Raw genomic sequence first — 19,820 nt, 5'->3', positions numbered from 1 at the left:
GCTCGAGGAGGCGAGCGGCCCGTCGATCACTTCGAGATGACCTTCGTGCACGTCGCGCCGAAGTCGACGTAGCCGACCGGGCAGCTCCCCCAGCACACGGGGCCCGCGCCGCTGTAGCCGGAGGCGCAGGCCGGATAGCAGAGACCCGCGTCGTATTGCTGGCCCGCGCCGCAGCTCGTCGGCACCGAGCCGGCGCCGCGCCCGTAAGAGCTCTTTCCGAAGATATGCGCGTCGCGCCGGCACGTGCAGCCGTCGTTGCTATACCCCGCCGGGCACGTGGAGCAGCCCTTGGCGAAGGTCAGGCCGCAGACGTCGTACCAGGGGCACGCGGAGTTGTTGGCGTTGATGATATGCGCGTCGCGCCGGCACGTGAGGCCGTCGTCCGAGTACCCGGCCGGGCAGCTCTGCCAGCACACGGGGCCGACCCCGTAGTAGCCCGACGCGCAGGCAGGATAGCAGAGACCCGCGTCGTACTGCTGGCCCGCGCCGCAGAGCGTCGGCACCGCGCCGACGCCGCGCCCGTAGCTCGGCTTTGCCACCGTGGAGGAGCACGTCGCGCCGTCATCGCTGAAGCCGGGCGGGCAGGCCGGCACCGCGGCGGGGGCCGGGACGGCGGGGTTCTGCACGTGGAGACGCGCCTGGAAATCGTAAAGGCTGTGGATCGCGCCGGGGTTCGCCTCCAGCACCTGGATCATCGCGCTGTCGCCCACGACATCGGACAGGTCGAGCAGCGCGTTGGCGATGCGCTTCTCGTTCCAGTCCCGGTACTGGCTCGACGGGCACGCGTCCCCGCTGCCGCAGAGGCGGCCGCGCGCGCCGACCCGGGCTTGCTCCCAGTAGTCCGCGAAGCCCTCGTTGAAGGCGTACCCCTGGTTGGCGATCTCGGAGCCGTCGTGAGAGCGCCCGTAGACATAGGCCACGTCGTCACCATTCCAGTGGTTCAGATCCCCGTCGGCGACGTGCCGCACGCTGTGCCCGAACTCGTGGGTGATGACCCGCCGGCGCTCCGCGGCCGTGCTCCCCCAGGTGCTCGTGAGGAAGTCCGTGCGAATGTTGATGTAGTCGTAGAACGTGAAGGGCGTGCCCAGGTAAACCCCGCTCCAGCGCAGCATGCGCAGCGCGTGCGCGGGCGGCTGGGCCCCGCGGGCGGCGTGGAAGTCGCGCAGCGTATCGACGCCGAGCCGCCAGAGCTCGCAGTCGACGCCGCTCAGCGTGACCACGTCGACGTCGAGATCGCCGCTCGAGCGCGGGCTGCCAGCGACGTCGGCCCCCTGGCCCCGCGGCGCGTGCAGCTCGTCCATGATCGTGAGCGGCGTCGTCACGCCGCTCGAGCTCACGACGCCGTCGTACGTCACGTCGAGGTGCACGCTCGCGCTCGCGATCGACGAGATGGGGATCCTGAAATCGCCGTTCGCGTCCGTCACGCCGCTCCCGAGGCCGGGAATGCTGAGCGGCACGAACGCGAGCGCGTTCGTGATCGTCCCCGCGCCGTCCGGCGCGGCGCACTGCAGGCGCCCGATGACGGACGTGGACGGCGGTACGCAATGGAGGCTCGTCACCTCCCCGACGCAGATCGAGTCCCACTGGGTGGTACAGCAAAACGGGTCCGCCGCGCAAACGCAGCTCTGGACGGCCGCGTCGTTGCAGCCGGCGAACGAGTGCGGGTTCACGCAGTCGTTCACCTTGAGCTCGCTGTCCGCCTCGGCCGTCGATTCAGCCTCGGCCTGCAGCTCGCCTGGATCGCCGGAGGGCTCCGAGCCCTCATGATCGCCCGAGGGCTCGGCGCCCTCGGGGACGGCGCACGCGGCGAACGCCCCCGCGGCGAAGAACAGCACGGCGGACGCAGAAAACCTCGCCATCCCGACGTTGGTTGTCGATGACATGCCCCTCTCCTTGGTGTGGTCTGGACCGCTCCATGTCGTCCAGCCACCCCAGGTACGCGGGCCAGGTTGGGTGGTTTCGCGCCACCGTCCAGTTTCGCGATGGCCGGACAAAGCGACGGCCGGGGGCGCGCCGCGCCCTCCGGCCGCCGGAGCGCCAGCGGCGCTGACTACCGGTTGACGGCGCTCACGACGGCCTGCCACTCCGTCGAGAACGAGCCGTCCGTGCGCTTGATGTCCGTCCCCGTGTCCCACAGCACGGGAACGACGCCGCGCGACTTCGCCGCCTCCACCACCGACCGCATCCACAGCGTCCGTGACGCCGGCTCACGGGGGTAGTTCGTGCCCAGCGTGACGCCGAACTCGCCGAGGATGATCGGGAGGCTCCGCTGCGCGCTGAACGCGCCGAGGATGTCGAACTTGCTCTTCAGCTCCGCCTTCTCGGGCTCCGTGCCCCACGTCGTCTTGGGAGAGCCCCAGCTCTCCACCTTGTCGAGGCCGCAGAAGGTGTAGGGCGTATAGTAATGGATCGAGAGGAAGAGGCTCTTCGTGCCGGCCGGATCGGTCGGCGCCTTGAAATCGCCCACACACGTCCTGTCGATGTCCGTCACGAAGCCGGAGATGAGCAGGGCGCGGCTCGCGTTGTAGCCGCCCTGCTCGCGCACGGTGGTGACGAAGATCTGGTTCATCTCGTTCAGAGCGGCGTAGTCCGGCGTCCCGCCGTCCTGAACGCCGTTGACCCAGTAGTTCCCTTCCTCGTTCATCCCCTCGAGGATCAGCTTGTGACCGACGTCGCTGAAGGCCGTGGCGATCTGGGTCCAGTAGGACGCGAACCTGGTCTTGACGTCGTCGGTGAGCTTGTACTTGTCGGCGTTGTCCTCGTTGTAGATCCAGCCCCCGTCCCAGTGGATGTTCACGATCGAGTACATCCCCGCGGCCTCGATCCAGCCCACCACCTCCTTGACCCGGGCCATCTTGGTGGCGTCGATCGTGCCGTTGGCGGCGTAGGTGTCCCAGGCCACGGGCACGCGCACCGTCCTGATGCCGTGGTTGGCCATGCCGTTGATGAACGTCTGCGTGATCAGCGGCTGGCCCCAGCCCGTCTCCCACGCGGTGGTGTTCTCCAGCGTGTTGCCGATGTTGGCGCCGATGCCCATGTCGGGGACCATGGCCGCGGCGTCCACCGGCGTCGCTGATCCGCCGGTCCCGCCGGAGCCCCCGACTCCCCCCGTGCCGGCGCCGCCCGCACCGGCGCCGCCCTCACCGGCACCGCCCGTCGCGGCGTCGCCGGTACCGGCACCGCCCGTCGCGGCGTCGCCGGTACCGGCACCGCCCGTCGCGGCGTCGCCCGTGGTTGTGCCTCCGCCGCTGCCTCCGGTGGCCCCTCCGGAGGCCGCGCCTGCGCCCGACGTGGCATCGGGATCCGTCGAGTTGCAAGCGACCAGCCAGCCGAGAATCGAGAAGAAAGCAAGTCGATACGCGTGGGTCATGGGTCCTCTGCGGGTGATGGAAAGGAGCTCGTCTCCCTCCGGTTGCGCTGCGCCCCTGCCAGCCTTCACAAATCGCACGGACGCTCCCGGACCGCGATCCACGCCGGATCCTGGGAGCCCGCGCTCGGCCTTCACGACCAAGGGGCGGCTCGCTACCAGGGCGCGGCTCACCGTCGCCCTGCCGCCGCGCGCGGGCGGGGCGCCCGCCGGGTGCAGGAGTTACCGGGATCAGGCAAGAGTTACCTAGCCGGTCGTGCAAGAGTTGCACGAGCCGGCCAGGGGGACGCGTCACGCTCGCTGGAGCGCGCTGCGCCCGCGGCGCCGGCGCAGGCACGCAGGCTGCTACGACGACAAGGCCCGAGTGCTTCGCAGGGTTCTCGAACACCCGATGACGGAGCGGGTCACGTCCGCCGCATCCGCCTCGCATCTTTCTTCTGCCGCCTCCTGTCTTCCGTGCGCGCACACCCGCGGACGCGGGCGAGGACGGCAGATGCAGGGCGAGACGAGCGAGGACGCCCCCTGCTCGCAGCCCGAGGAGATCCGCTTGCCCGACGCCAACCTGACGACATCCGCCCTCAACTCCGCGCTCGGCGGAGAGATTCGGTGCCTCCGATCCGTGATCGCCGCGCTCACGCCGGTGATTCACGCGCGGGTCGGCCGGGCGCTCCACCGGCGCCGCGCGCGGTTCGCGGGCGGCGCGGACGACCGCATGGACGACCTCGTTCAGGACGTGTTCGTCGAGCTGTTCCGCGACGACAGCCGGGCGCTCCGCGCCTGGGATCCGGCCCGCGGATTGAGCCTCGCCAACTGGGTCGGCCTCATCGCCGACCAGAGGGTGGCGGCGGCCTTCCGCTGCCGGAAGCGGCAGCTCGACGCCGCGGCGCTGCCGCTCGACGACGCCCCGGAGGAGGGCGCCCGGTCCGACGACGATCCGGAGGCCAGGGTGCTCGCCCGCGACGCGCTGGAGCGCCCCCTCGGCCTGCTCCGGGCGGAGCTCAGCCCCCTCGGGCGCTCGCTGCTCGAGGCGCTCCTCATCGAGGAGGAGCCGATCGCCTCGGTCTGCGCGCGGACCGGCATGAGCGCCTGCGCGGTGCAGGCCTGGAGCAGCCGCCTCAGGCGGCGGTTCGCGGAGCTGGCGGCCGGGTGCGGCGAGCACGCGCGGAGCGGGCCCGGCGGACGGAGCAGGGCGGCCTCGCTCTGCGCGTGAGCGCGGTGGCCTCGCAGCGCGCCGCCTCGGCCCTCGGGCCCGGACGACTCAACCGCTGGCCCAGGCGTTGATCCGCGCTGCCCAGCTGGCAGCACCGTCGATGGTGAGGACGAGCCGCCGATACCGCTCCCCCTCGAGCTCGATGGTCAGCGGGTGCTCCTTCCGGGTCCGCACCCAGTACCAGAACTCCTTGCCGTGCGCGGTGAAGTAGGTCCCCGCTTTGATCACCCCAGGCAAGGCCGTCCCTGGCGCGCGGATCTCCTTCCATGTGGAGGGCGGCAGCGCCGCCTCCGCCCGCGCCACGTGCTCGCGGGGCACCACGATGGGCCGGAGCCTCACGGCCCAGAGCCGCTCGGCGCCCTCCAGGGTGAGCGTCAATCGATCCCCTTCGATGCGAAGCTGCACGGCGACAGTCTAGCTGTTTCGCGAGCGCCTGGCGAGCAGCTGTCGCTGCCAGATTGCCGCCATGGTGAAACGCGGCGATGAAGAAAACGATACGCGATGTCAGAAGTGGCGAGCGTCGCGCATACTCCTCTATCGACGACGGCGAGGCGCCCGGCCCCAAGGTGAAAGCGGCGGCTCGCCCCTCACCAGAACGATGGGAGAAGACATCATGTTTCATGACACGAACCTGCGTTCGATGAAGATGCACCTTTGCGCGCTGCTCGCGACGACCGCGGCGCTCACGACGCTCCTCTCCGCGTGCGGCGCCCCGCCCGTGGGCGATCTCGATGGCGCCGAGCTCGATGGCGTCGAGGAGGAGACCCTCTCCGAGCAGGCGGATGAGCTCGCGGGGCCCGCGGGCGGTCGCCTCACCTGCGCTGTCGTCCGCTGTATGGACGGGTTTGTCTGCGAGGAACGGAAGGGGAGGGCCGCGTGCGTGCCCGCCCCGAAGCGCCAGTGCGTGACCGACGCCGACTGCAGCCTCGTCGACAATTACTGTGGAGGCTGCAACTGCAACGCCGTCCCCACGGGCACGCCCGCGCCCAAGTGCCTGGGAGACGAGGTGGCGTGTCTGGTCGCGCCGTGTGCCGGCCTCACCGCTTCCTGCCAGGCCGGAGCGTGCGTGATCTCGAACGAACGCTGAGCGGAGCCCCCACGACGGCATACCGGGCCGTCGCTCGCCCCTGCGCGGCTCGCCGTCGCCCTCGCACCACGCCCCGGCGCTAGAACGGCGGTCACCCCGGATCGCGGCCGGGGATCTCCGGCCGCACGCGCACGCTCTTCCACCGCGCGAGTTGAACGAGCCCGGCGGGCGCGCCCCGCGGCTTGCTCACGTCCCCGGCCCTGCAGACGTGGACCTCCACCTTGGCGGCGCTCCGCGCCTTCGAGTACCACGCGGCGGCCGCCGCGGCGCGCTCGACCACCTCGCGCGGGACCTCCACGCGCTCGGGGTTGCGCACGATCACGTGGCTGCCCGGCGTGCCGCCGGCCACGTGCAGCCAGAGATCGTGCGGCTCGGCGATCTCGAAGGTGAGCGCGTCGTTGTCCTCGTCGCCGCGGCCGACGAGCACCTCGAAGCCATCGATCGTGAGCGTGCGGTACGGCCGCCCCTTGCTGCCCATGCCGGCCCTCGCCGTCAGCCGGGCGCGGCGCCGGCGCGCGGTCCGGCGCCCGATTCCGCGGGCCTCGCCGGCGCCCTCGCCTCGCCCGCCACCTCGGCGTCGAGCCACGCGAGCAGGTCCCGCACGACCTCCTCGCGGTTGATCTCGTTCAGCATCTCGTGGCGCCCGCCGGGGTAGAACCGCTGCGCCACCCGGCGGAGACCGGCGGCGCGGTACGCCTCGATCATCTGGGTGACGCCCTTGAGCAGCCCGCCGACCGGGTCGCGAGAGCCGGAGACGACGTAGAGGGGCAGGTCCTTCGGGATGCGCGAGAGCCGCTCGGGGCGCGCGAGCGCCGCCATCGCGTCGAGCAGGTCGACCCAGAGCGAGGTCGTCGCCGGGAAGCCGCAGCGGGGATCGGCGATGTACTCGTCGACCTCGGCGCGATCGCGAGAGAGCCAGTCGAAGGGCGTGCGCGTCGGCGCGAACACCTTGTTGAAGCTGTCGAAGCTCATCGTCTGGAGGAGCTGGCTCTTGCCGCGCTCGCCCAGCCGCCGCCGCTCGGCGCGCGCCACGAGCCGGCCCGCGTCCACGAGCGCGTTCGCCTTGCCCGCGGCGCCGGAGAGCACCGCGCCGTCGATCGAGCCGCCGTGCTCGATCAGGACCTCCTGCGCGAGGGCGGCGCCCATGCTGTGGCCGAAGAGGACGACCGGCAGGCCGGGGTGCTCGCTCCGCGCGCGCGCGAGGAGCTGCGCGAGATCGCGGACGACCCGCTGGAAGCCGCCCTGGCTCGCGAAGAAGCCGAGCTCGTCGCTCCCGCGCGCCGTCGCGCCGTGGCCGCGGTGATCGTTCGCGTAGACGGCCCACCCGGCGGCGCAGAGCGCCTGCGCGAGGCGCGCATAGCGGCCCGCGTGCTCCGACATGCCGTGCGCGACGTGGACGACGCCGCGCGCCCCGCCGTCCGGGAGCCAGCGGTACACGAAGAGCTCTCGGCCATCGTCCGCCTGAAACGTGAAGGTGTCCGCGGGCATCGCGGGCCGACCCTACCACCGCTCCGCGCGCGTCTGACCACGATTCTCGACGCTTCCGCGCCGAAAGGAGTTTTCGGTACGGTCCTCCATGGCATGAGGTTCGCACAAAGGCCGGCCATGCCCGAGCGCCGATCGTTGCCCGTGCTCTCGTTGCGCGACACCGTCCTCTTCCCTGGGATAGCGACGCCCATCACGGTCGGACGGCTGAAGACGCTGCGCGCGGTGGAGGCCGCCCTCCGGGTCGAGGGAGAAGACAAGCGCATCTTCGCGGTCGCCCAGCGCGACGCCGCCGAGGAGCCCACCGCGGGCGGCCTCTTCTCGATCGGCGTGATCGCCCGCATCACCCAGGTGCAGCGGTTCGGGTCGGGCCTTCAGCTCGTGCTCTACTGCGAGCGGCGAGCGGCCGCGCCCCGCTACACCGAGGTCGACGGCGTGATCCGCGCCCCCGTCATCGAGCTCGCCGATCTGCCCCTCCGTCCAGAGGAGGACGGCGCCCTGGAGGCGCTCTCCCGCGAGGTGCGCGAGCGGGCCGTCGAGTACGGCCGTCACCGCGGCGCGCCCGAGGACGTGCTCAAGCAGTTCGTCGGCAGCATGTACGGCCCGGCCGAGCTCGTGAACCACATCGCCTTCTACCTGGACCTCCCGACCCCCGAGAAGCAGGCGCTGCTCGAGATCCTCTCGACGGAAGAGCGGATGCGCAGCCTCGCGCTGCACCTCTACCGGCAGATCGGCATCGTGGAGACCCAGGAGAAGATCAGGACGACCGTCGAGGAGGAGCTCGGCGAGCGTCAGCGGGAGATCTACCTGCGCGAGCAGCTGCGCGCGATCCAGAAGGAGCTCGGCGAGGAGGACGACGAGAACGCCGCCGCACGTCTTGAGCACAAGCTGCAGCGGGCCAACCTGCCGGCGGAGATCCTGCAGGAGGCCCGGCGCGATCTCGCGCGCTTGCGGCGCATGGGGCGGGAGACGTCGCCGGAGGCGCAGGTCCTCATGACGTGGCTCGAGTGGGTGGCGGATCTGCCCTGGAACCAGCGCACTGACGACCACGTCGATCTCGATCGCGCGCGGGCGATCCTCGACGAGGATCACTACGGCCTGGGCGACGTGAAGGACCGGGTGCTCGAGTTCCTGGCCGTCCGCAAGCTACGCCTGGAGCAGGCGAGGAGCGAGGGAGAGCGGAGCCGCGCGATCTCCCGCGGGCCGATCCTGCTCTTCCTCGGTCCGCCCGGGACCGGCAAGACGTCCATCGCGGAGTCGATCGCGCGGGCGCTCGGGCGCAAGTACGTCCGCGTCTCGCTGGGCGGGGCGCGCGACGAGGCGGACATCCGCGGCCACCGGCGCACGTACGTGGGCGCGATGCCTGGCCGCATCCTCCAGGGGATCAAGCGGATCGGCTCGAAGAACCCGGTGATCGTCCTCGACGAGGTCGACAAGCTCGGCGCCTCCTACCAGGGCGATCCTGGCGCGGCGCTGCTCGAGGTGCTGGATCCTGCGCAGAACGACGGCTTCGTCGACCACTACCTCGGACTGCCGTTCGACCTGTCCGAGGTGCTGTTCATCTGCACGGCGAACTTCCGCGAGACGATCCCCCCTCCGCTGTTCGACCGGATGGAGCCCGCGCTGTTCGCCGGGTACACGGAGCAGGAGAAGCACGAGATCGCCCGGAAGTACCTGCTCCCCCGGCAGCGGAAGGAGTGCGGGCTGCGCGAGGAGCAGCTGCGCGTGACGGGCACGGCGCTCGGCGGGATCATCAGCGGCTACACGCGCGAGGCGGGCGTGCGGCAGCTGGAACGGACGATCGGCTCGCTGGCGCGGAAGGCCGCGCGGCGGATAGCGGCCGGCGAGATCGAGCGGGCTGTGGTGGGCGCCGACGACGACGTGAAGGAATTGCTCGGCCGCGCGAGGATGCGCCTTGAGCGGAGGCTCCAGTACGATCAGCCGGGGGTCGCGACCGGCATGTATTACACGCAGATGGGTGGCGACATCATGCACGTCGAGGCGAGCGTGATGCCCGGCAAGGGCGATTTCGTCCTCACGGGGCAGCTGGGCGACGTCATGAAGGAGAGCGGCCGCGCGGCGCTGAGTTATGCGCGAGCGCACGCGGCGGAGCTCGGCGTGCCGTCCGATCGGCTGCAGCGGCGGGACGTCCACATCCATGTTCCGGCGGGGGCGGTGCCGAAGGACGGGCCGAGCGCGGGTGTGACGATGGCGGTGGCGCTTGTGAGCGCCCTGTCGGGCAGGCCGGTCAGGAGCGACATCGCGATGACCGGGGAGATCACGCTTCGCGGGACGGTGCTGCCGATCGGGGGGATCAAGGAGAAGGTGCTGGGGGCGCACCGCGCGGGGATCTTCGAGATCCTGCTGCCGGCGGACAACGAGGCGGATCTCGACGATCTGCCGGCCGAGGTGAGGAGCTCGCTCGAGTTCTACCTGGTGAACACGCTCGACGAGGCGCTCGCGCTCTGCCTGCGGCTCCGCTCGATTCCCCTGGAGGCGCCCAAGGAGATGCCGCACGCGCGGGCGTCCTGACGCGCCTCAGGTGGGCGGCGAGGAGGCCGGTGCACCGGCGGCGCCGAGGGCATCGGCCAGCGCGGCGGCTGCGGCTGCGGCGAAGGCGTCGAGCGTGGCGGGCTCGGTCCAGCGGGTCGCCTCGCGGGCGTCGAGCGCGTGGTGGGTCTCGACGAGGATGGAGGGCATGGAAGGGCGGCGCAGCACGAAGATGCGCTGTCCCGGGGGGCGCCGGTCGAGGAAGACGCCGGGCTGGGCGGTGTCCGGCGCGTACAGGCCGCTGTACGCGGCGCCGTCGTAGGGCAACAGGCCTGCTTCTTCCATGCGCCTCGCGAAGCCGCGCGCGAGCGCGAGCCGGAGGGCGCAGAGGGCGGGATCACCTTCGTCGGACCACAGGACGGCGAACCCCGGCGCGGCGAGGCTGAGCGGGCATTGGCGGCCCTGGCCGGGCGACCACGTCTCGGTCCTGCCGCGCACGTCCGAGTGCAGGCTGACGAAGGCGTCGGCGCCCCACCGAGCGGCGTCCTCGACGCGCTCCGCGTAGGGCAACGGACGGTCGCCGGCCCTGCCCACGCGCGCCTCGAAGCGCCCGGTGGCATTGAGCCGCTCGGCGAGGGCGCGCGCCGCGGCCAGGGTGAAGTCCTGCTCGTCGACGCAGAAGCAGGAGAGGTTGCCGGTGTTGCCGGGGGCGCCATGTCCGGCGTCGAGGTAGATGCGGCGGACCCCGAAATCGGGCGGAAAGACGGCGGAGGGGGCGACGACGCGGGCCCCTGGAAACGGCCACCCGCTCGGCGCGATCGGGAGCTTGAGGGCGCGCCGCGCCGCGATCTCGCGCGGGGAGCCCGGGGCGAGCGCCCGTGAGAGGGCGGCCGCTCCGGCGGCGCCGGCGAGACCGAGGACGAGCTTCCTGCGCGAGATCACCGCGGCTCCGCTTGCTATCAAAGGCGGAGCGCGGCGTCAGGTTCTCGACAAGCGAGCGTGGCCGAGGTGACGAAGGGGGCGTGACGTGGCGACATCCCGAGATCGCCCGGGGCGTCCGAGAGCTCGTGACCCGGCGTGCCCCGCACCTCGGCCGGCCCCCCGCTACTGGGCCGGCGTGTAGCAGACCTCGAGCTTCGGCCGGGGGGCGATGTTCGTTTGCTCGCTCGATCGGATATCGGTCCGACCGTTCACGTCGTGGAGCGCGACGCCGTGGTTCGGGGAGCCATCCACCCAGGACTGGACGAGGGCCGCCACGTTGGCGGTCACGACGGCGCTCGCCTGGGCGACGGTGGTGATCGAGGCCTCGACGGCCGGGTTGTATCCGGGGAAGTTGCCGGCGTGCACGGTCGACTCCTGCCAGGGGCCGTTCACGCGGTGCAGCTCGATGGTGCTGGCGCTCGCCTTCCACGTGTGAGCCAGCGAGAGGGTCGCGGATTCGACGTCGGAGCCCGCCGGGATGAACGACAGATCGAAGGCCAGCACGCCCAGCTGCACGCCCTCCGGGAACGTGTTCATGACGATGTACGGGTAATCGCCGTACGGCCACGAGACGCCGGGCTGGATATGCGCATCCTGCACGCTCCCGTAGGTGCCGCGCTGCACGACCACGCACACGGGCTCGGCGGGCGGGGGGGGCTCGCAGGCGTCGCCGATGCCGTCGGCGTCGGCGTCGGCCTGGGAGGGGTTGGCCAGCGCCGGGCAGTTGTCGCACGAGTCGAACACCCCGTCCTGATCCGTATCTGCGGCGACCACGGTGACGTTATCGAGGAGCGTCCCCAGGCCGTTCGAGATGCCCAGGTCGTTGAACTGGAGGCGCGTCGTCGTGCCGGAGGCCACGAGGGTATAGGTGTAGTTGACCCATGCGGTGCTGGCGGTCGTGAGCGTGGCCACCTGCTGGCCGCCCCAGACGACGCCCAGCACGTTCTGGCTCGCGGTCGTGCCGGGGCGCGCGGCGAAGGCGAACCGGAGCTGGTAGGTCGCTCCCGGGACGGTCGTGAGGTCCTGATAGATGCCGCTCGAGTTCGTGGCGTCCAGCTCGACGTGCTGGCTGCCGTGCGCGGGGCTCATGCCGTTCGAGTGGTCATGGATCTGGATCTGACCATAGGCGGCCTGCCAGCCGGTGATCGAGCCGTTGTAGATCGACGACGTGCCGGACGACACGTTCGGCGATTCGAAGCTGCCGTTCGTGACGATGTTGCCGGAGGGGAGCACCGAGCAGGAGACGAGCGCCGCCGCGCCCTCCCCGATGGCATCTTCGGTATCGTCGTGCGGCTCGGCCGTAGCCATGCAGCCGGAGATCATCGAGGCGAGCGCGAGCGCAGAGGCAGAGATCGACAGATAGGCGGTTCTCATGGGAGAGCTCCTCGTTGCGGCGCCGGCATGGCGGCGCCGCGCTGTGCGGCGAGCTGCCGCACGCTGTGGAATTAGAAAATACTTCTTACAAACTGGCCGATGCGGATACGGTGCTCCATTTGCCCGAAGGCGGAGCGCTCAAGGAGTCATTCGTCAACCAGCGCGTGCGGCACGACGGCACAATGGGACGGCCGTTACCAGGCGCTCGCCTCCCGGATCGTGGCCGACCTCGACCTCCCTGGCCCCCAGGAGGATCTCACCCCCCTTGGGGGATGAGGGTCGTCGTCGGCCTGGCGATCGATGGATGAAGTCGGGCGAGCGCGGTCACGAGCGATTCTTGCAGCAGTCAGCCGTAGCGCTGTCTGGTTATATCATGAAATGGGCGCGCGGATCATCGTCTTTCGCACCAGCCAGCGCCGCGACGAAAAAGGCTGTCCCCCTGATCTCATGAGAAAGAGAGCCATGGTGGGCGCCGTGGGCGCCGAGGGAAGAGGAGAGAGCAAAAATTCTTCATCTCTCCTTTTTCCGCTGCGTTCCCCTGCGTTCCGCTGCGTTCCGCTGCGTTCCCCTGCGTTCCGCTGCGTTCCCCTGCGTTCCGCTGCGTTCCCCTGCGTTCCGCTGCGTTCCCCTGCGTTTCGGCGTCTCGACGTCTCGACGTCTCGACGTCCGCCTTGCCTCTACGATTCAATTTCGCCAGGTCACGGAACTGGGGCAAAATTGGTCACTGGGGCAAAATGGGACGACCGGGCCCGCTCACCCTTCTCCCGCTCTCCGCATCCCGCAGCGGCAAGAGCAGCCCGAGGAAGACGACCGAGATCACGGTCCCCAGGGCGAACAGGCCGGCATAGCCGAGCCGCTGGGCGACGGCGCCCGAGAGCCACACAGCGGGCGACTTGCCGAGCACCTCCACGCTGGCGAGCAGCGTGTAGTGCGTCGCGCCGACCGACCGCCGGACACGCGACATCATGAAAGCGAACACCGCCGTCGTGAGGGCGCCGCCGAAGAGGTGCTCGGCCACGGTGACCGCGACGACGGCATTCGCTGTGGGCGCCCCCGCCGCGGCGAGGTACCACTCGCCCGCCATCGCGACGGTGCGCAGCGCCGAGGTCACCCCGACGGCGGCGAGCAGCGGGATCCGGTGCGACAGGAGGCCTCCCGCGAGCGAGCCGGCGATCGACGCGACCAGGCCGTACGTGCCCACCCAGAGGCCGATCCGGTGCGGCGGGAAGCCGGCGTCGACGAGGAACGGCTTGAACATCATGTCGACCATCGCCTCGCCGAGCTTGTAGGTCCCGAGGAAGGCGACGACCCAGAGCGCGCCAGGCGCCCGCAGGGCGGCGAAGACCGCCGCGAGCACCTCGCGGAGCGACCGGCGCGCGTGCGCCTCGACCTCGCTCGCGGGAGGCTCGCGCAGCGCGAGCGAGGCCAGCGCCGAGAGGAAGACCAGCGCGGCCATCGCCCCGAACTGACCGCCCCAGCCGATCCAGGCGCTCGCCCAGACGAGCAGCCCGCCCGCGACGAGCATGCCGACCTTGTAGCCGACCACCTGCGCGGCGTTCGCCAGGCCGAGCTCGCCGCGCCCGAGCAGATCGATCGCGAGCCCGTCGACCGCGATGTCCTGGGTGGCCGCGAGCAGGTTCATCAGGAAGACCAGCGCGAGCAGGGCGCCGAGGTGGCGCGACGGCGGGACGAACGCGGCGGCCGCGCACGTGAGCGAGAGCAGCACCCCGAGCGGCAGGATCCACGAGCGGCGCCTGCCGATCCGCTCCCAGCCGTAGCGGTCGACGAGCGGCGCCCAGAGCGCCTTCGCCGCCCACGGGAGCGCGAGCGCGCCGGCGAAGCCCACGCCGGAGAGCGAGACGCCGCTCGCCCGCAGGAAGACGGGGAGCGCCGTCGCCTGGAAGCCGAACGGGATGCCCTGTGCGAAGTACAGCGCGGCGAGGGCGGCGATCGTGCCGGCGCGCGTTCGGTCTGCCACGACCGACAATCGTAACCGAGCGGACGAGCTTCGGTCGCCGGAAACACGGACACTTGCGTACGTTTCGATCTCGATCCGATCTCGATCTCGATGAGCACGCCGCACCGACTCACCCCTTCTGCCGGCCGGACGAGCGCGCGCCGATGATCGCCGACACCTTCTCTCCGCGGTCGCTCGCGCCGGCGGGCGAGGTCCGGGTGCGGTGGCTGGGCACGGCGGGGTTCGCGATCGAGCACGCCGGCGTGGTGGTGCTGATCGATCCCTATCTCACGCGCGCTTCGCTCCTCCGTTGCGTGGTCGGCCGGCTCGCCCCCGACGTGGCCGCCATCGCGCGCCACGCGCCGCGCGCCGACGCCGTCATCGCGGGCCACACCCATTTCGATCACGCGCTCGACATCCCGGAGATCGCGCTCCGCACCGGGGCCACGGTCTTCGGCTCGCGCTCCGCGGCGGCGCTCTGTCGCGCCGCCGGCGTCCCCGCGGCGCGCGTGCGCGACGTCGAGCGCGCGCCGGGCGGCGAGCCCGTGGTCGCCGAGGTCGGCCCGTTCCAGCTGCGCTTCTTCCCGAGCGCTCACGCCCGCCTGCTGCTCGGCCGGGTCCCCTTCCCCGGCGACATCTCCGATTGCGACCAGGTCCCGCTCCGGGCCGAGCGTTACCGGTGCGGCGCCGTCTTTGCGGTGGAGATCCGGGTCGCGGACCGGCGCATCGTCCACCTGGGCAGCGCGGAGCTCGTCGAGGCGGGCCTCGATTGCAGGGAGCCCGACCTGCTCCTGCTCTGCGTGGCCGGCTGGACCGCCTCGAGCGCTTTCCCCGAGCGCGTCGCGCGCGCCCTGTCGCCGCGCGCGGTGCTCTTCTCTCACTGGGACAATTTCTTTCTGCCCCTCGATCGCCCCGCCGTCGCGCTCCCCGCGATGCAGGGAGAGCGCCTGGCAGAGCGCCTCGGCCGCGCGTCGCGGGACGTGAACCTGGGCGTGCTCCCGCTGCTAGGCGAGGTGTGGATCTAGGGCGAGGCGTGTTGTTCCCTCGCCGTGCCTGAGGACTTTGTACCAGGGTGGGTGGGAGCGGGGATGCCGTCTTCCCCAGCCAGCGCGCTCCGTGCGAGGGGCCGCGCGGCGTCCTCTCGGCGGTCGCTTGCGGCGATGGCGGAGCTCCGGCTAGATTCGCGCCCGCATGAGCGCTCCCCGTCGCTGGCCCTCCTCGCGCGCGAAGCGCTCGTCGCGGCCGCTCGCCATCACCCGCTTTGCTGGGCGGGCATCACAGCTCAGGTGAGGAACCCTTGATTTCGTTCATCGCCGCCTTCAACCTGCCGGACGCGAGCGACCGCGATCCCGGCGCGTTTCTCCGCCGCGCGGCGCTCCTCGTCGGCGAGCGGATGTCCTCCATGGGCCCGGAGCCCCGGATAACGGTGGAGGTCCTGCCAGAGGTGGGCGGCGGGTGGGCGCTCCTCACGCCGGAGCCGGGGGCGCGGCTCGCCCTGCTCGATCACGTGGTCACCGACACGCACGCTGTGCTGTTGTTCGGCGAGCTGCAGGGCGAATCCAGGGCTGCGCCCGCGAGGGCCGTCCTCCGCGCCTGGACGTCGGGCGGCGGGGACGCGGTGGCCGCGCTCGATGGCAATTTCTCCGTCATCGTCGTCGACCGCGCTGAGCGCACGGCCTCGGTGATCTCGGATCTGCTCGGCCGCCGGGCGCTGCGCACCCTGCACGCGGGCGGGGTCCTCTACGTCTCTCCGCACGACGTCGCGCTCGTGGCGACCGGGGCGTGCCCTGTCGAGATCGATCACGCCTCGGCGTGCTCGATCATCACCGCGGACTGGTCCATCGGCGGGCGGCCGCTGCTCGCGCGCGTCGAGCCGGGAGATCCGGCGCACTGGCTGCGCCTGCGGGGCGGCCGCCTGGAGCGGCTCCCCGCGCCGCTCGGGCTGTTCGAGCGCCGCATCGACGCCCGCGACGCGGCCGCGGTCCGGGAGCGAATCGACCGGATCGTCGACACCATGCGCGAGAACACGCGCTTCGCCGCGGCGGGCTGCGACACGGTGCAGGCCGATCTGACCGCGGGCATCGACAGCCGCGCGGCTTTTGCGCTGGTCGCGTCGATCGCGCCGGCGGAGCGCATCGTGGCCAAGACCACCGGCGCGACCGACAGCCTCGACGTGCGCGTGGCCAGGCGCATCGCCGCTCTCGTGGGCGTACGCCACGAGCACCGCGAGCTGGATCTGCCCATCCACGACGATTTCAGCCGTCACGCGGATCTCATCGCGTTTCACATGAACGGCGATTCCAGCGCCAAGCGCGCGATTGACAGGTATCCGAGCTGGGACGACCGCCCCCTGGGCTTCGAAGGGGGTGGAGGCGAGATCTTCCGTGGTTATTACTATGCTCGCCCCGGCCAATACACGCGGGTGGCCCGCGCCAACGCGGACGACGTAGCGGCCTTCTTCGTCCGGAAGTGGCGCCGCCCGACAGCGCTGAGCTTTCGCTCACCCGATCCTCTGGCCGCCGCCCGCGAGCGCACCCGCTCGGTGGTCGAGGCGATGTTCCGGCGCTCGCCCGACCTCCACGACGTGCTCGATCAATTCTACCTCTTCGAGCGGTATGGCCGCTGGGGCGCGATCACGTCGCGTTTCGCCTGGTGGAATACCTTCTCCCCGTACGCCAGCCCATCCCTCGTGCGGCTGGCGTTCGGCCTGCCCTCCCCGATTGGCATGCACGCGGGCCTCCACGACGCCATCGTGCGCCGCTTCTTGCCGTCCGCGCGCGGCATCCTCGTGAACGACAACTCCCTGCTTGCGCTCCAGGGGCCCGGGCTCTCACGCCTGCTCGCGCGCGATCTGCTCTATGTCACCGGCGAGGTCTGGCGAGCGGCGACCGCGTGGCGCGGCCGCTCGGGCAAGAAGCGCCGCTCGGCGGACGCCATGCGCGCCGAAATGCTCGCGGGGCCGCTCCACGACCACGCGCGCGACGTGCTCCTCTCGCGAGACAGCATCGCCGTGGACCTGCTCGGGCACGAGTCCGTCGCCCGCCTGCTGGACGAGCACAGGGCGCGCCGGCGGCACCTGGAGACCCTGTGCAACCTCCTCAGCATCGAGCATTTTCGGCGCCTCGCCACGTCCACCGCCGCGGCCGCGTCCAGCCGCTGACACCGGGTCGCTCACGGCCCCTCTCAGGGGCCCGGCCGCTGGGCGGCGCTTCCCGCGCGGCCGGAACCGTCCCTTGTCGACGCGCTACCAGCGCCCCGCCCCTCTCACGGCCCGGCGCGCAGGAACGCCACCTTGATCCGCTTCTTCCCCCACCCGGAGAACTTCACGGTCGCGATCGGATCCGCCCCGGGATCCACGCTCTCGACCACGCCCGGCCCGAACCGCTCGTGGTACACCCGCATCCCGCGCCGCAGCGCGAGCCCCTCGCTGCCCTCGGCGCCCGGGTCGACCGCCTCCCGCTCGATATACCGCTCGCCCGGCGCCCGGTCGGGGACGTCCACGCGCGCCCTCGCCGGCTCGCCCTCCCGCGAGAACCGCGCCCCTGCGAACCGCTCGTCCGCCTGCGCCCCGGGCCTCCGCTCGCGGCCCTCCCACGAGCGCTCCTGCCCGCCGAACCGGAGCCCGGGCGCGGCGTACCCGCCGCCCCCGCCGAAGCCGCCCTCGACCCGGCGCTGCGCCATCATGCTGGCGGGCGTCGCGATCGGGCGCACCGAGGCCGGCGGCAGATCCGCGAGGAAGCGGCTCGGCAAGCCGTAACGCGTCTGGCCGAAGATCGCCCGCCGCGCCGCGTGCGTGATCCAGAGCCGCTCGCGCGCCCGCGTGATCGCGACGTAGGCCAGCCGGCGCTCCTCCTCGATGTCGCCCTTGCGGTTCGGATCCTGGCTCCGGAACGGGAACAGGTCCTCCTCCATGCCGGTCAGGAACACCGCGTGGAACTCCAGCCCCTTCGCGGCGTGGATCGTCATCATCGCCACCTTGGGCACGTCCGCGAGCGCGTCGACGTCCGACACCAGGCTCACCCGCTCGAGGTAGCCCGCGAGCGTCGCCTCGTCGCCCGCGGCGGTCGCCTCCTGCTCGTAGTCGACGAGCGACTGCACGAGCTCGCGCAAGTTCTGGAGCCGCGCCTCCGACTCGACGCTGTCCTCCTGCTCGAGCGCCTTGGCGTAGCCCGACCGCGCGAGCACCTCCTCCGCCAGCGCGCTCGGCGACGCGCTCTTCGCCTCGGTCATGAGCCCGTGGATCAGATCGCGGAAGCCGAGCAGGCTGCGCTTCGCCGCCGACGCGAGCGGCGGCAGCTGGCCCCCCGGCATCGCCGACGGCGGCACCCGCCCCTCCAGGAGCGGATCGATCGCCTCGAACAGCGACACGCCCAGCAGATCCGCCGCCTGGATGAGCTTGTCGACCGTGCTCTGGCCGATCTTGCGGGCGGGCACGTTGATGATGCGGTTGAGATCCACATCGCTCTTGGGGTTCGCGATCACCCGGAGGTACGAGAGCAGGTTCTTCACCTCCGCCCGCTCGAAGAAGCGCGTGCCCCCGATGATCTGGTACGGGATGCGCGCCTCGCGCAGCACCTCCTCGAGCACGCGCGACTGCGCGTGGATCCGGTAGAACACCGCGATCTCGTTCGGCGAGACGCCCTCCGCGATGAGCGCGCGGACGCACTCGACCACCCACGCCGCCTCGTCGTGCTCGCTGTCCGCCGCCACCACGTCGATCGGCGTGCCGTCCTGGTTCGCCGTCCAGAGCTCCTTCGGCTCGCGATCCGACGCGTGGCGGATCACGCCGAGCGCGCCCCGCACGACATGCCCGATGGATCGGTAGTTCTGCTCGAGCTTCACCACCGTCGCGTGCGGAAAATCGCGCCGGAAGCCGCGGACGATCCGGACGTCCGCGCCGCGCCAGCGGTAGATGCTCTGGTCGTCGTCGCCGACCACGCAGAGGTTGTCGTGGCTCTTGCAGAACGCCCGGACGAGCCGGTACTGCACCTGGTTCACGTCCTGGAACTCGTCCACGAGCACGTGCCGGAAGCGCCCCCGGAGATCCTCGCCGGCGTAGCTCGTCGGGTCCTCCGCGATGCGCAGCACCGCGAGCAGCAGGTCGTCGAAGTCCACCGCGCTCGCCGCCTTGAGGTGCCGCTCGTACGCCTCGAAGCACCGCGCGATCGCGTCGTCGAAGTAGCCCTTCCGCTCGAACTCGGCGGGCCCCCGCCCCTCCTGCTTCTCCGCGTGGATGCGCGAGAGCACCTGGCGGGGCGGATAGCGCCGATCGTCGAGGTTGAGCTCCTTGAGCACGCGGTTCATGACCGCCCGCTGATCGTCGTCGTCGTAAATGACGAAGTTCTTGTCGAGCCCGGCCGCCTCGTGGTGCCGGCGCAACAGGCGCGCGCACACCGCGTGGAACGTGCCCACCCAGAGGTCCTTCACGATGTCGGCCCCGATGAGCGCCTCCAGCCGGCGCTTCATCTCGGTCGCCGCCTTGTTCGTGAACGTCACCGCCAGGATCCGGTAGGGCGGGACACGGTGCGTGACGATGAGGTTCGCGATCCGGTACACGATGACGCGGGTCTTGCCGCTCCCCGCGCCGGCGAAGATGAGGAGCGGCCCCGCCGCGTGGCTGGCCGCGCGCGCCTGCGGCTCGTTCAGCTCCTCGTAAGGGAGGCCAGGCTCGGGCGGCGGAGAGCGGTCGGCGTCGTGTGCGGCGAAACGATCCACACGGGGTCGCTAGCACGACCTCCGCGCGAGCGGGAGCCCGCCGAGCCCCGGAGCCCCCCGCGGCGCTCTCCTGCTTTTTCCCCGGCAAATCACGCCTGCTGGCCGTAATCTCGCACGCGCGTGCGCCTCCGGCAGAGCACCGGGGGAGCCGCGG

The 19,820-nt window shown here is 71.4% G+C and carries 14 protein-coding genes; 5 read left to right on the top strand and 9 right to left on the bottom strand.

The window, feature by feature from the left end:
• Positions 1-26: 26 nt before the first annotated feature.
• The gene (locus WME95_RS04985) at positions 27-1,883 is read right to left on the bottom strand and encodes a hypothetical protein (protein WP_437907241.1); all 1,857 of its coding nucleotides are present in this window, start codon (positions 1,881-1,883) and stop codon (positions 27-29) included.
• Positions 1,884-2,050: 167 nt separating this feature from the next.
• Positions 2,051-3,370 (bottom strand): glycoside hydrolase family 5 protein, encoded by a 1,320-nt coding sequence (locus WME95_RS04980; RefSeq protein WP_437907239.1) that lies wholly within the window; start codon positions 3,368-3,370, stop codon positions 2,051-2,053.
• Between the two features lie 490 nt (positions 3,371-3,860).
• Here WME95_RS04980 and WME95_RS04975 point away from each other — a divergent pair, with 490 nt between their 5' ends.
• Complete coding sequence (locus WME95_RS04975) at positions 3,861-4,577, top strand: RNA polymerase sigma factor (RefSeq protein WP_437907238.1); 717 nt, start codon at positions 3,861-3,863, stop codon at positions 4,575-4,577.
• Between the two features lie 48 nt (positions 4,578-4,625).
• Here WME95_RS04975 and WME95_RS04970 read toward each other — a convergent pair whose 3' ends face one another.
• Complete coding sequence (locus tag WME95_RS04970) at positions 4,626-4,982, bottom strand: hypothetical protein (RefSeq protein WP_437907237.1); 357 nt, start codon at positions 4,980-4,982, stop codon at positions 4,626-4,628.
• A 235-nt stretch (positions 4,983-5,217) separates the two neighbouring features.
• Here WME95_RS04970 and WME95_RS04965 point away from each other — a divergent pair, with 235 nt between their 5' ends.
• Positions 5,218-5,664 carry a hypothetical protein gene (locus WME95_RS04965; RefSeq protein WP_437907236.1) on the top strand — a complete coding sequence of 149 codons (447 nt, stop codon included), beginning with the start codon at positions 5,218-5,220 and terminating at the stop codon, positions 5,662-5,664.
• Positions 5,665-5,755: 91 nt separating this feature from the next.
• Here WME95_RS04965 and WME95_RS04960 read toward each other — a convergent pair whose 3' ends face one another.
• Together WME95_RS04960 and WME95_RS04955 are read right to left on the bottom strand one after the other, a co-directional pair.
• Positions 5,756-6,142: an NFACT RNA binding domain-containing protein gene (locus WME95_RS04960; protein WP_437549763.1), complete on the bottom strand. Its 387-nt coding sequence runs from the start codon at positions 6,140-6,142 to the stop codon at positions 5,756-5,758.
• A gap of 14 nt (positions 6,143-6,156) precedes the next feature.
• A complete protein-coding gene (locus WME95_RS04955) occupies positions 6,157-7,152 on the bottom strand; it encodes a lysophospholipase (RefSeq protein WP_437907235.1) in 996 nt (331 codons plus the stop codon).
• 117 nt (positions 7,153-7,269) lie between these two features.
• Between WME95_RS04955 and lon the strand changes: the two genes are divergently transcribed.
• Positions 7,270-9,681 carry an endopeptidase La gene (gene lon / locus WME95_RS04950; RefSeq protein WP_437907234.1) on the top strand — a complete coding sequence of 804 codons (2,412 nt, stop codon included), beginning with the start codon at positions 7,270-7,272 and terminating at the stop codon, positions 9,679-9,681.
• Positions 9,682-9,687: 6 nt separating this feature from the next.
• Here lon and WME95_RS04945 read toward each other — a convergent pair whose 3' ends face one another.
• The 3 genes from WME95_RS04945 to WME95_RS04935 all read right to left on the bottom strand — a co-directional run bounded on the left by WME95_RS04945 (position 9,688) and on the right by WME95_RS04935 (position 13,972).
• A complete protein-coding gene (locus tag WME95_RS04945; protein ID WP_437907233.1) occupies positions 9,688-10,581 on the bottom strand; it encodes an N-acetylmuramoyl-L-alanine amidase family protein in 894 nt (297 codons plus the stop codon).
• Between the two features lie 162 nt (positions 10,582-10,743).
• Positions 10,744-11,994, bottom strand: a complete 1,251-nt coding sequence (locus tag WME95_RS04940) for a DNRLRE domain-containing protein (protein ID WP_437907232.1) — start codon at positions 11,992-11,994, stop codon at positions 10,744-10,746.
• Between the two features lie 721 nt (positions 11,995-12,715).
• Complete coding sequence (locus WME95_RS04935) at positions 12,716-13,972, bottom strand: MFS transporter (protein ID WP_437907231.1); 1,257 nt, start codon at positions 13,970-13,972, stop codon at positions 12,716-12,718.
• 143 nt (positions 13,973-14,115) lie between these two features.
• Between WME95_RS04935 and WME95_RS04930 the strand changes: the two genes are divergently transcribed.
• Both WME95_RS04930 and WME95_RS04925 read left to right on the top strand, forming a co-directional pair.
• Complete coding sequence (locus WME95_RS04930; protein WP_437907230.1) at positions 14,116-14,976, top strand: MBL fold metallo-hydrolase; 861 nt, start codon at positions 14,116-14,118, stop codon at positions 14,974-14,976.
• 272 nt (positions 14,977-15,248) lie between these two features.
• Positions 15,249-17,111, top strand: coding sequence for a hypothetical protein (locus WME95_RS04925; RefSeq protein WP_437907229.1), 1,863 nt, complete (start codon positions 15,249-15,251; stop codon positions 17,109-17,111).
• Between the two features lie 104 nt (positions 17,112-17,215).
• On the opposite strand, the gene WME95_RS04920 is transcribed toward WME95_RS04925, so the two are convergent.
• Positions 17,216-19,666, bottom strand: a complete 2,451-nt coding sequence (locus WME95_RS04920) for an ATP-dependent helicase (protein ID WP_437907228.1) — start codon at positions 19,664-19,666, stop codon at positions 17,216-17,218.
• Between the last annotated feature and the right edge of the window lie 154 nt (positions 19,667-19,820).

It is taken from the genome of Sorangium sp. So ce327, assembly GCF_051530205.1.
GTDB lineage: Bacteria > Myxococcota_A > Polyangia > Polyangiales > Polyangiaceae > Sorangium > Sorangium cellulosum_B.
Note: the sequence above shows the minus strand (reverse complement) of the source record. Positions and strands in the feature narration are given on the sequence as shown.

Excerpts from the sequence above, each read along its gene's own strand:
- WME95_RS04985 (WP_437907241.1), bottom strand. The coding sequence starts at position 1,883 with ATGTCATCGACAACCAACGTCGGGATGGCGAGGTTTTCTGCGTCCGCC.
- WME95_RS04980 (WP_437907239.1), bottom strand. The coding sequence starts at position 3,370 with ATGACCCACGCGTATCGACTTGCTTTCTTCTCGATTCTCGGCTGGCTG.
- WME95_RS04975 (WP_437907238.1), top strand. The coding sequence starts at position 3,861 with ATGCAGGGCGAGACGAGCGAGGACGCCCCCTGCTCGCAGCCCGAGGAG.
- WME95_RS04965 (WP_437907236.1), top strand. The coding sequence starts at position 5,218 with ATGAAGATGCACCTTTGCGCGCTGCTCGCGACGACCGCGGCGCTCACG.
- WME95_RS04960 (WP_437549763.1), bottom strand. The coding sequence starts at position 6,142 with ATGGGCAGCAAGGGGCGGCCGTACCGCACGCTCACGATCGATGGCTTC.
- WME95_RS04955 (WP_437907235.1), bottom strand. The coding sequence starts at position 7,152 with ATGCCCGCGGACACCTTCACGTTTCAGGCGGACGATGGCCGAGAGCTC.
- lon (WP_437907234.1), top strand. The coding sequence starts at position 7,270 with ATGCCCGAGCGCCGATCGTTGCCCGTGCTCTCGTTGCGCGACACCGTC.
- WME95_RS04940 (WP_437907232.1), bottom strand. The coding sequence starts at position 11,994 with ATGAGAACCGCCTATCTGTCGATCTCTGCCTCTGCGCTCGCGCTCGCC.
- WME95_RS04930 (WP_437907230.1), top strand. The coding sequence starts at position 14,116 with ATGATCGCCGACACCTTCTCTCCGCGGTCGCTCGCGCCGGCGGGCGAG.